Origin of the sequence: Shinella sp. WSD5-1, from assembly GCF_963942435.1 — a bacterium.
Lineage (GTDB): Bacteria > Pseudomonadota > Alphaproteobacteria > Rhizobiales > Rhizobiaceae > Shinella > Shinella yambaruensis.
This window is the reverse complement of record NZ_OZ012596.1, coordinates 2,232,252-2,244,307: the sequence shown is the minus strand read 5'-3', so window position 1 is coordinate 2,244,307 and position 12,056 is coordinate 2,232,252. Positions and strand designations below refer to the sequence as shown.

Annotated in this window: 14 protein-coding genes; 3 read left to right on the top strand and 11 right to left on the bottom strand. The window is 66.0% G+C overall.

Translation table 11 applies throughout. The features are described from left to right. Nucleotides 1-67: 67 nt before the first annotated feature. The gene (locus AABQ55_RS10925) at nt 68-280 is read left to right on the top strand and encodes a hypothetical protein (RefSeq protein WP_272805027.1); all 213 of its coding nucleotides are present in this window, start codon (nt 68-70) and stop codon (nt 278-280) included. 158 nt (nt 281-438) lie between these two features. Here the strand turns inward: AABQ55_RS10925 and AABQ55_RS10920 are convergent, their stop codons facing one another. From AABQ55_RS10920 to AABQ55_RS10895, 6 genes are all read right to left on the bottom strand, one after another. Beyond that, the gene (locus tag AABQ55_RS10920) at nt 439-969 is read right to left on the bottom strand and encodes a MerR family transcriptional regulator (RefSeq protein WP_244765913.1); all 531 of its coding nucleotides are present in this window, start codon (nt 967-969) and stop codon (nt 439-441) included. A gap of 127 nt (nt 970-1,096) precedes the next feature. Next, nucleotides 1,097-1,435: an integration host factor subunit alpha gene (locus AABQ55_RS10915; protein WP_064329714.1), complete on the bottom strand. Its 339-nt coding sequence runs from the start codon at nt 1,433-1,435 to the stop codon at nt 1,097-1,099. A 222-nt stretch (nt 1,436-1,657) separates the two neighbouring features. Then, nucleotides 1,658-2,629, bottom strand: coding sequence for a beta-ketoacyl-ACP synthase III (locus tag AABQ55_RS10910; RefSeq protein WP_244765914.1), 972 nt, complete (start codon nt 2,627-2,629; stop codon nt 1,658-1,660). Between the two features lies 1 nt (nt 2,630). Beyond that, entirely contained in the window at nt 2,631-3,689 is a 1,059-nt protein-coding gene (gene plsX / locus AABQ55_RS10905) for a phosphate acyltransferase PlsX (protein ID WP_244765915.1), read from the bottom strand. Between the two features lie 117 nt (nt 3,690-3,806). Then, nucleotides 3,807-4,361, bottom strand: coding sequence for a YceD family protein (locus tag AABQ55_RS10900; protein ID WP_272805026.1), 555 nt, complete (start codon nt 4,359-4,361; stop codon nt 3,807-3,809). 11 nt (nt 4,362-4,372) lie between these two features. Continuing rightward, nucleotides 4,373-4,933: a ubiquinol-cytochrome C chaperone family protein gene (locus tag AABQ55_RS10895; protein WP_272807433.1), complete on the bottom strand. Its 561-nt coding sequence runs from the start codon at nt 4,931-4,933 to the stop codon at nt 4,373-4,375. Between the two features lie 153 nt (nt 4,934-5,086). Here AABQ55_RS10895 and AABQ55_RS10890 point away from each other — a divergent pair, with 153 nt between their 5' ends. Further along, on the top strand, nt 5,087-5,566 hold the full coding sequence (locus AABQ55_RS10890) for an outer membrane protein assembly factor BamE (protein WP_244765917.1): 480 nt from the start codon (nt 5,087-5,089) through the stop codon (nt 5,564-5,566). An 82-nt stretch (nt 5,567-5,648) separates the two neighbouring features. Here AABQ55_RS10890 and AABQ55_RS10885 read toward each other — a convergent pair whose 3' ends face one another. From AABQ55_RS10885 to ribH, 4 genes are all read right to left on the bottom strand, one after another. Beyond that, entirely contained in the window at nt 5,649-7,784 is a 2,136-nt protein-coding gene (locus AABQ55_RS10885; protein ID WP_272805024.1) for a sodium-translocating pyrophosphatase, read from the bottom strand. Between the two features lie 192 nt (nt 7,785-7,976). Further along, a complete protein-coding gene (locus AABQ55_RS10880) occupies nt 7,977-9,203 on the bottom strand; it encodes an MFS transporter (protein ID WP_244765919.1) in 1,227 nt (408 codons plus the stop codon). 14 nt (nt 9,204-9,217) lie between these two features. After that, on the bottom strand, nt 9,218-9,700 hold the full coding sequence (nusB, locus tag AABQ55_RS10875) for a transcription antitermination factor NusB (protein ID WP_244765920.1): 483 nt from the start codon (nt 9,698-9,700) through the stop codon (nt 9,218-9,220). Beyond that, the gene (gene ribH, locus AABQ55_RS10870; RefSeq protein WP_272805023.1) at nt 9,697-10,158 is read right to left on the bottom strand and encodes a 6,7-dimethyl-8-ribityllumazine synthase; all 462 of its coding nucleotides are present in this window, start codon (nt 10,156-10,158) and stop codon (nt 9,697-9,699) included. Before ribH ends, nusB begins: the two co-directional genes overlap by 4 nt. A gap of 200 nt (nt 10,159-10,358) precedes the next feature. Between ribH and AABQ55_RS10865 the strand changes: the two genes are divergently transcribed. After that, the gene (locus tag AABQ55_RS10865) at nt 10,359-10,862 is read left to right on the top strand and encodes a cupin domain-containing protein (RefSeq protein ID WP_272805022.1); all 504 of its coding nucleotides are present in this window, start codon (nt 10,359-10,361) and stop codon (nt 10,860-10,862) included. Nucleotides 10,863-10,867: 5 nt separating this feature from the next. Here AABQ55_RS10865 and AABQ55_RS10860 read toward each other — a convergent pair whose 3' ends face one another. Next, complete coding sequence (locus tag AABQ55_RS10860; RefSeq protein ID WP_272805021.1) at nt 10,868-12,004, bottom strand: GGDEF domain-containing protein; 1,137 nt, start codon at nt 12,002-12,004, stop codon at nt 10,868-10,870. Between the last annotated feature and the right edge of the window lie 52 nt (nt 12,005-12,056).

Genomic DNA, 12,056 nt, shown 5'->3' with positions numbered 1-12,056 from the left:
GCGAAGGCCCGCTTATCTCGATCCCGGAAATCCCCGATTTTCTGTGTTACCACAGGAGACTGCCGACGTGCGACCGCTTCCCGAGTACGAAGCACAGACTGAACCGAAGGAGGACGATGCCGTATGCGCCGCCCTTGCCTGGCATGACGGCGATGCGCGCGCGACGATCGCGACGCTGCTGGCCGATTGCGCGCATCTGCGGCGCCAGCTCGCGCTGACCCGCTCGGCGATGGGGCGCGGCTTCGTGCGCGGCTGGGAGCCGATGCAGCAGCGGGATTGACGGCGGCCCCTTCATGGCGGTGAAGCATGCTGCCCGGATGCGGATGGAGCGGACCGAACCTGCGGCATGACGGCGCCGGCGGATGCTGGATCGCTTGGGCCGGATTGCCGGCATGGGCGGTCGGCGACCAGGACGCGCCGGGGGCGACGTGGAAAGGCTCAGCGCACCTGGTCTAGCAGGCGCTTGCATTCCAGGAGATCGTAGAGCGCTTCCTGCAGGAGCGCGCGGTCTTCCTTGCCGACGCTGGTCTTGCCGATCGAGATTTCCGGCGTTTCGTCGCCGCCGCCGACGAAGGAGAAGAAGCGGCGGCTGGCGGGCGCCTTGGCGCGGCCGACGATCTGGTCCTCGTCGCTGCCGGCCTTCGGCGGGGTCGGCTCCTCGTGGCTGGCGGCAGCCAGCGCCTCGACAGTGGCAAGGTCCCCGCTGGCGATGGCGGCGACGAAGCGGTTGCCGTTGACCTTCAGGAGCTTCTGCACGCCCTTGATCGTGTAGCCGTGGTCGTAGAGAAGATGGCGGATGCCCTTCAAGAGATCCACGTCCTCGGGCCGATAGTAGCGGCGCCCGCCGCCGCGCTTCATCGGCTTGATCTGCGTGAAACGCGTCTCCCAGAAACGCAGCACATGCTGCGGCAGGTCGAGATCGTCGGCAACCTCGCTGATGGTGCGGAAAGCATCCGGACTCTTGTCCATTCTACCCTCAATGAAAGCGCGCGCACGGCCAGCGAAAGGCGCTGCCGAATCGTATTCATTTCAGCGGGTTGCCGAACGATATTCAAGTTTCAAATTGCCGAATCGCCGGCTATAGGCAGAAAATCGCTCAGGAAGCGGGCGAAGCCGGCTTCTGTTTCGCCTTGCGCGCGAGATGGGCCTTCAGCACCCGCTGCTTGAGCACGTTGGACGCCTTGAAGGTCATCACCCGTCGCGGCGAGATCGGCACTTCCTCGCCGGTCTTCGGGTTGCGGCCGATGCGCTCGTTCTTGTCGCGCACCTGGAAGGTGGCGAAGGAGGAGAGTTTCACACTCTCACCCCGCACGATGGCATTGCAGATCTCGTCGATCACGGTTTCGACAAGCTCTGCGGATTCGGTCCTCGAAAGGCCGACCTTCCGGAAAACCGATTCGGCCAAATCTGCGCGTGTCACCGTCTTGCCGCTCATCGTTCCTCACCGATTTCCCATTGAAAGCCTATGGTTAAGTGGCGGAAGAGTATTGTCCTTGCCCCTGCGGGTCAAGCGGCCCTGCGCCCTGATGCGGGAGAGGCCGTTTCACCCGCGGCCGACCGGCGTTCCCGCATGGCAAAGGGGGGCCGGAGCCGGCCCTTTCCCGCGTTCCCTTTGCCGAAAGCCGCCCTCCCCCAATGGGCGGGCGCGTGGAAATGGCTACCAGCGCAGCAGCACCGCACCCCAGGTGAAGCCGCCGCCCATGGCCTCCAGCAGCACGAGGTCGCCCTCCTTGATTCGCCCGTCGCCCGCCGCCGCGGCAAGCGCCAGCGGGATCGAGGCGGCAGAGGTGTTGCCGTGCAGGTCGACGGTGACGACGACCTTTTCGAGCGGAATGCCGAGCTTCCTGGCCGAACCGTCGATGATGCGCTTGTTCGCCTGATGCGGCACCAGCCAGTCGATGTCCTCGGCGGCAAAGCCGGTGGCGTCGAAGGCCGAGACGATCACGTCGGTGATCATGCCGACCGCATGCTTGAAGACCTCGCGGCCCTCCATGCGCAGATGGCCGACCGTGCCCGTGGTGGACGGGCCGCCGTCGACATAGAGCTTTTCGCGGTGCGCGCCGTCGGAACGCAGCTGCGCCGTCAGGACGCCACGGTCCTGGTTGGTCCCCGCCCCGTCCGCCGCTTCCAGCACGATGGCGCCGGCGCCGTCGCCGAAGAGCACGCAGGTCGTGCGGTCGGTCCAGTCGAGGATGCGCGAGAAGGTTTCCGCGCCGATGACGAGCACGCGTTTCGCAAGGCCGCCGCGGATATAGGCGTCGGCGGTCGTCACCGCATAGACGAAGCCGGAACAGACGGCCTGCACGTCGAAGGCGAAGCCATGGTGCATGCCGAGGCGGTTCTGGATGTTGACGGCGGTCGCCGGGAAGGTGTTGTCCGGCGTCGAGGTGGCGACGATGATGACATCGATATCGGCGGCCGTCAGGCCCGCCTTGTCGAGCGCGGCGCGCGCGGCGGCCTCGCCGAGCGAGGCGGTCGTCTCGCCCTCGCCGGCGATGTAGCGCTGGTGGATGCCGGTGCGCTGCACGATCCACTCGTCGGACGTGTCGACCATGCTTTCCAGTTCGGCATTGGTGAGAACCCGCTTCGGAAGCGCCGCTCCGAAACCGCGGACCACTGAACGAATCATTCTATACCTCGTCGGTCATGCCCTGGGCGGCCCCTTCGACGGGGCGGCCGGCATGATACTTCTGCAAATCTCTTTCGATCTTGTCCTTGAGGCCGTTGCGGGCCATGTCGTAGCCGACATCGACGGCGGCCGCGAAGCCCTCGGCATCCGTGCCGCCATGGCTCTTGATGACGATGCCGTTGAGGCCGAGGAACACGCCGCCGTTCACCTTGCGCGGATCCATCTTCTCGCGCACCCGGTCGAAGGCGCTCTTGGCAAGGATGTAGCCGAGCTTGGCCATCCAGGTGCGCGACATGGCGGCGCGCAGGTATTCGGCGATCTGCCGCGCCGTGCCTTCCGCCGCCTTCAGTGCGATGTTGCCGGCAAAACCTTCCGTGACCACCACGTCCACCGTGCCGCGACCGATATCGTCGCCCTCGACGAAGCCGTAATAGTCAATCGTGTCGAAATTGGCCTCGCGGATGAGCTGGCCGGCGGCCTTCACCTCTTCCTGGCCCTTGATCTCCTCGACGCCGACATTGAGCAGGCCCAGCGTCGGCTTGTCGATCTCGAACAGGGCGCGCGCCATGGCGCCGCCCATCAGCGCGAAGTCGAAGAGCTGGTTCGCATCCGCGCCGATCGTCGCGCCGATGTCGAGCACGATGCTCTCGCCCCTCAAGGTCGGCCAGATGCCGGCGATCGCCGGGCGCTCGATATTGGCCATCATGCGCAGGCAGAATTTCGACATGGCCATTAGCGCGCCGGTATTGCCGGCGGAAACGGCGACATCGGCCTCGTTCTTGGCAACGGCGTCGATCGCCTGCCACATGGAGGACTTGCCGCGGCCGCGGCGCAGCGCCTGGCTCGGCTTCTCGTCCATGGCGACGGCGACGTCGCAATGGTGGAAGGTGCTGGCGGCCTTCAGTTTCGGATGCTGCGCCAAGAACGGCTCGCATTCGGCGGCATTGCCAAAAAGCACGAAGCGGATGTCGGGATGACGCTCGAGAGCCTTGGCTGCGCCCGGGATAGCGACCTTGGGGCCGAAATCGCCACCCATGACGTCGACGGAAATTCTGACCACGCGTGTCTTGCCTTAATTCTTGTTTTCCAGGGGCAGAAGGCTGCCGCGGCGGAATTCGGTCAAAATACCGCTTTTCGCCGGGGGCACAACTGAATTATCGGGCGTCTCAGGAGCCGTTCAGTCTTTTTTCCAGTCCTTCAGAACGGCAAAAGGCGACGGTTTTTTGTCGTCCGCGTCGGTGCTTTCGATATGGCCGGAAAAGCCCGCGCCGGACTTGCGCGGATAGGGATCGATGGCGAGCGCCACATGTTCGGCGGCGACCACGCCGGCATCGATCGTGTCGCCCGTAAAGATCTCCGGGGCATCCGGACCGTCCGGATCGAGCAGCATCTCGCCGGTCTCGGTCGCGGCCGGAAGCCGCGCCAGCTTGGAGCCTTCCGGGACGAAGACGACCTCGACCGGCTCGTCGATATGCGCCTCCACCGGATCGAGCGTCACCACGCAGGCCTGCACGATATCCGCCTCGACGTGACCCTTGAGCCGCACGCCGTCGCGCTTCCAGCGCATGACCTGGAAGGTGGCGGACAGCGCCTTCACCTCCAGCACGGACCAGAGTTTCGCCAGCCCCGCGCGCTCCTCGGCATCGGCGCTCAGCGTCACCTCGACCGGGTTGCCGGAGATATGCCCCACCTTGACCGGATAGGAAAACGGCGTGTCGTCGTCTTTCGTCATTCTCGTCCTTTTCACCGCCCTAGGGTGTGTCCTTCATGACCGGGTTCCGCCACGGCCAGCGCGCCGACCGCGATCGCATCCTCGCCGACAGCCATCATCGCCTGTTCGGCGGCAAAGAGATAGGAGGCTAGCCCCGCCATGGAGGGCGCACCTTCACCCGCTTCGGGATAGATATTGCGCCGGAGCGCATTCGCAAGCCCGTCCCGGTCGTCGGAATCGAGCGCCGCCGCGTAGGATTCCAGCCGGCCGTAGAACATGCCGGCGAACTTCTTCATGCGCTTCGGCACGCCGACATCGCCGACCCCGAGCTCGCGAATCGAATGGTCGACATCCTCGAAGAAGGCATCGACGATCTCCTGGGCGATCTCCTGGCCGGACGTGCCGCTTGCGCGGGTGCGCCGGAAGTAGAGGATCAGCATTGCCGAGAGCATCTCGAAGCGCCCCATCACCGTGTCAGGAACATCAAGCGCTTCATAGAGATAGGGATGGCGCGCCGCCTGTGTCAGCGCCGCGTACTGCCTTTCGACAATACGCCGGTTGCCGTTTTTTTTGCCGAACAGGCCGAAAATCATCATAAAGCCTAGTTTTGCCCGATTCAAACCATGGAGCCGTCGCAAGTCATGTTGCATGACGGTCGAAGCTGGTTTACCGAAGCAGGCATGAATTGCAATGGCTGCGCGGCCATCACAGTCCCGGGGATGTTGTTGAAGAGAGATGCTCTGAACATGAAGCTGTTGCGTAACGCCGCCATTGCCATCGCGCTTTCCTCCTCCGTTCTCGCAGGCTGCCAGGGTCCCGGCGAAGTGCTGCACCAGGGATATGTCGTCGACCAGGAAACGCTGGCGCTGGCACCGGTCGGCTCCTCGCGCGAGCAGGTCCTGCTCTCGCTCGGCTCGCCATCCGCGACCGCGACCTTCGACAACGAGGTCTTCTACTACATCTCGCAGAAGCGCACCCGCCCCGTCGCCTTCATGAAGCCGAAGGTCGTCGAGCAGAGCGTTCTCGCCGTCTATTTCGACAAGGACGGCGTGGTCGAGCGCCTTGCGCACTACACGCTGAAGGACGGCCGCGTCTTCGACCTGATCTCCCGCGTCACGCCGACCGGCGGCGTGGAGCTCACGTTCCTCGGCCAGCTGCTGCGCGGCTCGGGCGGTGCGCCGGGCGCGGCGATCCAGAATATCTTCGGCGGCGGCGGCCCGAAGTAAGGCCTCCGGCCACTCCCGGAAACGAGAAACCGCGGGGATCGCTCCCCGCGGTTTCTTTTTGCCTGCCGACCGGCGGTGCCGATCAGGCGAGAATGGCCAGCAGCAGCAGCGCCACGATATTGGTGATCTTGATCGCCGGGTTGACCGCCGGGCCTGCCGTGTCCTTGTAGGGATCGCCCACGGTGTCGCCGGTGACGGAGGCCTTGTGGGCTTCCGAGCCTTTCAGGTGGCGGGTGCCGTCCTTGTCGACGAAGCCGTCCTCGAAGCTCTTCTTGGCATTGTCCCAGGCCCCGCCACCGGAGGTCATGGAGATTGCCACGAAGAGGCCGTTGACGATGACGCCGAGCAGCGAGGCGCCGAGCGCGGCAAAGGCCGAGGCCTTGGAGCCGGAGATGAGCAGCACGCCGAAATAGACGACGAGCGGCGCCAGTACCGGAAGCAGCGAGGGCACGACCATTTCGCGGATCGCCGCCTTGGTGAGGATGTCCACCGCGCGCCCGTAGTCCGGCCGTTCGGTGCTTGCCATGATGCCCGGCTTCTCGCGGAACTGCCGGCGCACCTCCTCGACGATGGAGCCCGCCGCACGGCCGACGGCCGTCATGGCGATGCCGCCGAAGAGATAGGGGATGAGGCCGCCGAAGATCAGGCCGGCGACGACATAGGGGTTGGAAAGGTCGAAGGAGATCGTGCCGATGCCGGCGAAGTAGGGATACTTGTCCCCGTTCGCGGCGAAGTAGGCAAGGTCGTTCGAATAGGCGGCGAAGAGCACCAGCGCGCCGAGACCGGCGGAACCGATCGCATAGCCCTTGGTGACGGCCTTCGTCGTGTTACCGACCGCGTCGAGCGCGTCGGTCGACTTGCGCACTTCCGGCGGCAGGTGCGACATCTCGGCGATGCCGCCGGCATTGTCGGTGACCGGGCCGAAGGCGTCGAGCGCCACGATCATGCCGGCAATGCCGAGCATGGCGGTGACGGCGATGCCGGTGCCGAAGAGACCGGCCAGCTGGTAGGTCGCGATGATGCCGCCGACGATGACGATGGCCGGCAGCGCGGTCGATTCCAGCGAGACCGCGAGGCCCTGGATGACGTTGGTGCCGTGGCCGGTGACGGAGGCCTGCGCGATGGAGTTCACCGGGCGCTTGTTGGTGCCCGTATAGTATTCGGTGATCACCACGATGAGCGCCGTCACCACGAGGCCGAGAAGGCCGCAGATGAAGAGGTTCGTTCCCGTGATCTCCGTGCCCGCGACCGTGCCGATGGCCCCCCAGCCGATGGTGAGCGACGTGGCGGCGGCAAGGCCGACGATCGACAAGAGGCCCGTCACGATGAGGCCCTTGTAGAGCGCGCCCATGATCGAGCCGTTCGTGCCGAGCTTGACGAAGAAGGCGCCGACGATCGAGGTGATGATGCAGGCGCCGCAGATCGCCAGCGGATAGATCATCACGCTGGAAAGGACCGGCGTGCCGGCAAAGAAGATCGCCGCGAGGACCATGGTGGCGACGACGGTCACCGCATAGGTCTCGAAGAGGTCGGCGGCCATGCCGGCGCAATCGCCGACATTGTCGCCGACATTGTCGGCGATGGTGGCCGGGTTGCGCGGGTCGTCTTCGGGAATGCCGGCTTCCACCTTGCCGACGAGGTCGCCGCCGACATCCGCACCCTTGGTGAAGATGCCGCCGCCGAGACGGGCGAAGATGGAGATCAGCGAGGCGCCGAAGCCGAGCGCGACGAGCGCGTCGATGACCTCACGCGAGGCCGGCTCCTGACCGAGCAGGCCGGTGAGGACCCAATAGTAGATCGACACGCCGAGCAGCGCGAGACCGGCGACAAGCATGCCGGTGATCGCGCCCGACTTGAAGGCGATGTCGAGGCCGGAGGACAGGCTGACGGATGCGGCCTGCGCCGTGCGCACATTGGCGCGGACGGACACATGCATGCCGATGAAACCGGCGGCACCCGAGAGCACGGCGCCGATCAGGAACCCGATGGCAGCCGTAGCGGAAAGCAGCAGCCAGGTGCCGACGAAGACGACGACCCCGACGATGGCAATGGTCTTGTACTGCCGGGTGAGATAGGCCTGCGCCCCTTCCCGGATATAACCTGCAATTTCCTGCATGCGGGCATTCCCCTGATCGGCGGCAAGCACCGACCGTGTCGCCCAGATGGCATAGACCACCGAGAGCAACCCGCATGCGATAACGCCCAACAATATGGTCATTTCGCTCTGTCCTCCTTGGAGGCCGCGGGGTCCTCTCCCCGCAGCCGATATGCGTCCGCTCCCGCTTGCCTCCTCACAAGACGGGAGCCGGCGCGGGGCCAGAGTGCGTTTGCGAATCGGTTGCGTCAAGCCGCTGCACTGCGGCAAGCGGCGCGCTGCGCTGGATTTTTCGACGTCGGCCGGCGGATGGGCTCAGGCAGCCGCGCGGCGGCTGCGCAAAAGCAGGAGAAGAACGAGCACGAGGCTCACCCCGGTGATCGGCCAGAACATCAGGTTGATCGTCTGCCAGCCATAGGCATTGAACACCTTGCCGGAGGAGAAGGAGGCAAGCGCCACCGTGCCGAAGAGGATGATGTCGTGGAACCCCTGCACCTTGTCGGCCTCGTGCGGCTTGTAGCTGGAGGCGACGATGGCGGTGGCGCCGATGAAGCCGAAGTTCCAGCCGACGCCGAGCAGGATCAGCGCGCCCCAGAAATTCCAGAGTTCGAGGCCGGCATGGGCGACCGCCGCGCAGGCCATGAGGATGAGGAGGCCGGCGGCGACGACCTTTTCCGTGCCGAAGCGCTGGATCAGCATGCCCGTGAAGAAGCTCGGCGCGAACATGGCGAGCACATGCCACTGGATGCCGAGCGTCGCCAGCTCGGGCGAGAAGCCGCAGCCGATGACCATGGCCAGCGGCGCGCCGGTCATCATGAAGGTCATCAGGGCGTAGGAGGAGATGCCGCAGATCATGCCCGTCATGAACCGCTGGGTCAGCACGATCTCGCCGAGCGGCCGCGTCGCCTCCCCCGTCGCGACGGCCGCCGCCTTGTGGTCCGGCAGGCGCAGGAACAGGAAGAGGCCGATCGCGGCAAGGCAGAGCGGGGCCAGCGCCACGAAGGCGCCGGCAAACAGCACCGGCTCGAACAGGTCCTTGGTGAGGATGACCACCTGGGGGCCGAGCACGGCGGAGATGACGCCGCCGGCGAGAATCCAGGAAATGGCGCGCGGCTTGTAGAAGGACGGCGAGGCATCGGCCGCCGCGAAGCGGATCTTCTGGGCAAAGCCGCTGGAAATGCCGACGAGCACGAAGCCGACGGCGAAGAGCCAGAAATCGCCGCGGAACAGCGCGATGGCGGCCAAGAGGCCGCCCCCCGCGCCGACGAGCGCGCCGACGATGAAGCCATAGGTTCGCCCGAGCATTCGGGCCGCGATGGCGACGAGCACGGCGCCGAGCGCCACGCCGACATTGAAGCCGGTCAGCGGCGCGGTGGCGAGCGACTTGTCCGCGCCGAGCAGGTTGTAGCCGGCAAGGCCGCCGATGGAGAAGACGATCGGCCCGGCCGAAGCCAGCAAGGCCTGCGCAATCGTCAGGAGGAAGACGTTGCGGCGCGCAGCCGAAAGTTCGTGTTCAAGACCTTCGACCGTGCCCGTGCTCATGTCACCCTGCCAACCTACTTGCGTGTGTCCGGCCGAAGCTGCCTGGCGATGCGGTCGAGCACCGCATTCACCAGCTTCGGCTCGTCATCCTCGAAGAACGCCTTGGCGATCTCGACATATTCCGTGACGATCACGGCGACCGGCACGTCCTTGCGCTCCTTCAGTTCGAAGGTGCCGGCGCGCAGGATGGCGCGCACGGTGGAATCGAGCCGGGACAGCGCCCAGTCGTCCTGCAGCGCCGCGCCGATCATCGGGTCGAGCAGGCGCTGGTCGCGCACGACGCCCGAGACGATGGAGCGGAACCAGGAGGCATCCGCCTTCAGGTAGGTGTCGCCGTCCAGCTCCTGGCCGAGGCGATGCATCTCGTATTCGGCGACGATCTCCAGAACGCCGGTGCCGCCGATATCCATCTGGTAGAGCGCCTGCACGGCGGCAAGACGCGCCGCGCCGCGCTGGTTGGCCGGCTTCACCGGCTGCTGGTCCCTGTCCGTCGTCACTGTTCGCCGCCCAGTTTCTTCTTCAGATCGATCATGGTGAGCGCCGCGCGGGCCGCAAAGCCGCCCTTGTCGCCTTCCGAGCGGCGCGCGCGCGCCCAGCCCTGCTCGTCGTTCTCGACCGTCAGGATGCCGTTGCCGATCGGCAGGGCCTCGCTGACGGACAGGTCCATCAGGGCGCGGCTCGATTCGTTGGCGACGATGTCGAAATGGTAGGTCTCGCCGCGGATGACCATGCCGAGCGCGACGAAGCCGTCATACCAGGTGCCGCCGTTTTCCATGCCGTCGAGGGCCATGGAGATGGCGGCGGGGATTTCGAGCGCGCCCATGACGGTCACGATATCGTAGGTTGCGCCGGCGGCACCGAGCGCATGCTTGGCGCCGTCGAGCATCGCATCGGCCATGTCGTCGTAGAAGCGCGCCTCGACGATGAGGAGATGGGGATTATCGGTGTCGGCCATGAATCACCTGAAAATTGGAGGCAGGCCACGCATCAGCGGGCAGAGGCGGCGGTCAAACCACGACGGACGGAGCTTGGCAAGCATTTTCCGCCGCCTGCGGCGATTTCGGCGCCCCGGCACGCCGGCCCACCGCGCGCCGCGGGGTTGACACATCGGAACAAAATGCGAACGATGCACACCCGACACGAGGAGACAGCCCGATGAACGCGCACAACCCGCCGATCGTCAACCTTGCCAAGCTGACGCTCGAGCACTGGACGCAAGGCACGCTCTATGAATCCCGCGACACGGCCTTCGGCGCCCTCCTCGGCCTGAAGGCCCTCGGCATCGGCTATGGCGAGGTGCCACCCGGCAAGTCCGGCTGTCCCTTCCATTGCCACCATGTCGAGGACGAGCTGTTCGTCATCCTCGAAGGCCACGGCACCTATCGCTATGGCGACGAACGGCGGCTGATCGGCCCCGGCGACGTGCTGGGCGCGCCGGCCGGCGGACCGGAGACGGCGCACCAGATCCTCAACACCGGCACCGTGCCGCTGAAATACCTCTCCATCTCATCCATGGCGGCGACGGAGATCTGCGAATATCCCGATTCCGGCAAATTCCTCGCCAAGACGCGCGCCGCTACCGGCGGCCGCACCGAGTTCCGCACCATCGGCCGCACGAGGGAGGCTGTCGACTACTGGGAGGGCGAGCCCGGAGCCTGACGCGTTCAGGCAGCGAGCGACACGCGGTTGCGGCCGTTGCGCTTGGACATGTAGAGCGCCTTGTCGGCGCTGCTGAGCAGGGAATCGAAGCTCGCGCAATCCTTGCCGGCAAAGGCGATGCCGGCGCTGACGGTGCAGGTGATGGACCGCCCGCCGATCGGAATGAGCTTGCCGGCAAAGTCCTGGCGGATACGCTCGGCGATGCGCTGCGCGCGGTCCGGCACGGTCCGCTCCAAGACGACGACGAACTCTTCGCCGCCCAGGCGGGCGAGGCAGGCGGCCGCGCCGCAGGACTCGCGCAGAACATCGGCGAAGACCGTGAGCACCGCATCGCCGGCCGCATGGCCGTACCGGTCGTTGACCGCCTTGAAATTGTCGAGGTCGAAGGCGATCGCCGCCTGGTGCTCCCCGACCGGAAGGACGCCGTAGCGATCGAAAAGCGCGCGACGGTTGAGCAGGCCGGTCAGCGCGTCGGTCATGGCCGCACGGCGGTGGCGGCCGGCGATGCGCCACTGGTTGAGCGCGAGCGACATGGCGCCGATGCCGGTAATGCCCATGATGGCGGCGATCAGGTTGAGGGTTTCCGCCCAGTTGTCCGGCGCATGACCCATGACCCACTTGCCGTCATGCAGCAGCACGGCGGCGCAGATCAGGAAGGAGGCGGCCGTCAGCAGATAGAGGATGACGATGCCGATCAGCGGCAGCGGCGCCTCCGCGCGGCCCCGCCAATATTCCCGCGCCGTCGCGATGAGGGAACCGGCGATCAGCAGGTTGAGCACGATGAAGCCGATGCCGTCATAACCGGCCGCCAACGGAGGAAGCGCAACGGCAAGGCAGCCCGCGAGCACGGCGGCGATGCGCCGGCGCGCCCGCTTGCCGGAGCGGAACCGGTAGGCCGCGCCGTAGATGAAGGCAAAGCCGAGGAACTGCAGCGCGAAGGCAAGGCATCCGATCGCGACGCTCGCCTGGTCGATATAGAGACTGTAGACCGCGACGGCCGGCACGATGCAGCCGATGCCGATGGACCAGCTCAGGAGAAAGCGTTCGACGCGGGCGGACATCCACGAGGCGAACAGCGTGGCCGACAGGCAGAAGCCCGCCAGCCCGATCGCCAGCAGAAGGGTTTGGTAGTCAGGCGCCATGCGGCAGCGGTCTCCAACGGTCCGATGCCGCACACTACGGAGCAAGAGGTAT

Bases quoted from the DNA above. Each gene is read 5' to 3' on its own strand.
- AABQ55_RS10920 (WP_244765913.1), bottom strand. From the start codon at position 969: ATGGACAAGAGTCCGGATGCTTTCCGCACCATCAGCGAGGTTGCCGAC.
- AABQ55_RS10915 (WP_064329714.1), bottom strand. From the start codon at position 1,435: ATGAGCGGCAAGACGGTGACACGCGCAGATTTGGCCGAATCGGTTTTC.
- AABQ55_RS10910 (WP_244765914.1), bottom strand. From the start codon at position 2,629: ATGATTCGTTCAGTGGTCCGCGGTTTCGGAGCGGCGCTTCCGAAGCGG.
- AABQ55_RS10900 (WP_272805026.1), bottom strand. From the start codon at position 4,361: ATGACGAAAGACGACGACACGCCGTTTTCCTATCCGGTCAAGGTGGGG.
- AABQ55_RS10895 (WP_272807433.1), bottom strand. From the start codon at position 4,933: ATGATTTTCGGCCTGTTCGGCAAAAAAAACGGCAACCGGCGTATTGTC.
- AABQ55_RS10890 (WP_244765917.1), top strand. From the start codon at position 5,087: ATGAAGCTGTTGCGTAACGCCGCCATTGCCATCGCGCTTTCCTCCTCC.
- AABQ55_RS10885 (WP_272805024.1), bottom strand. From the start codon at position 7,784: ATGACCATATTGTTGGGCGTTATCGCATGCGGGTTGCTCTCGGTGGTC.
- AABQ55_RS10880 (WP_244765919.1), bottom strand. From the start codon at position 9,203: ATGAGCACGGGCACGGTCGAAGGTCTTGAACACGAACTTTCGGCTGCG.
- ribH (WP_272805023.1), bottom strand. From the start codon at position 10,158: ATGGCCGACACCGATAATCCCCATCTCCTCATCGTCGAGGCGCGCTTC.
- AABQ55_RS10865 (WP_272805022.1), top strand. From the start codon at position 10,359: ATGAACGCGCACAACCCGCCGATCGTCAACCTTGCCAAGCTGACGCTC.
- AABQ55_RS10860 (WP_272805021.1), bottom strand. From the start codon at position 12,004: ATGGCGCCTGACTACCAAACCCTTCTGCTGGCGATCGGGCTGGCGGGC.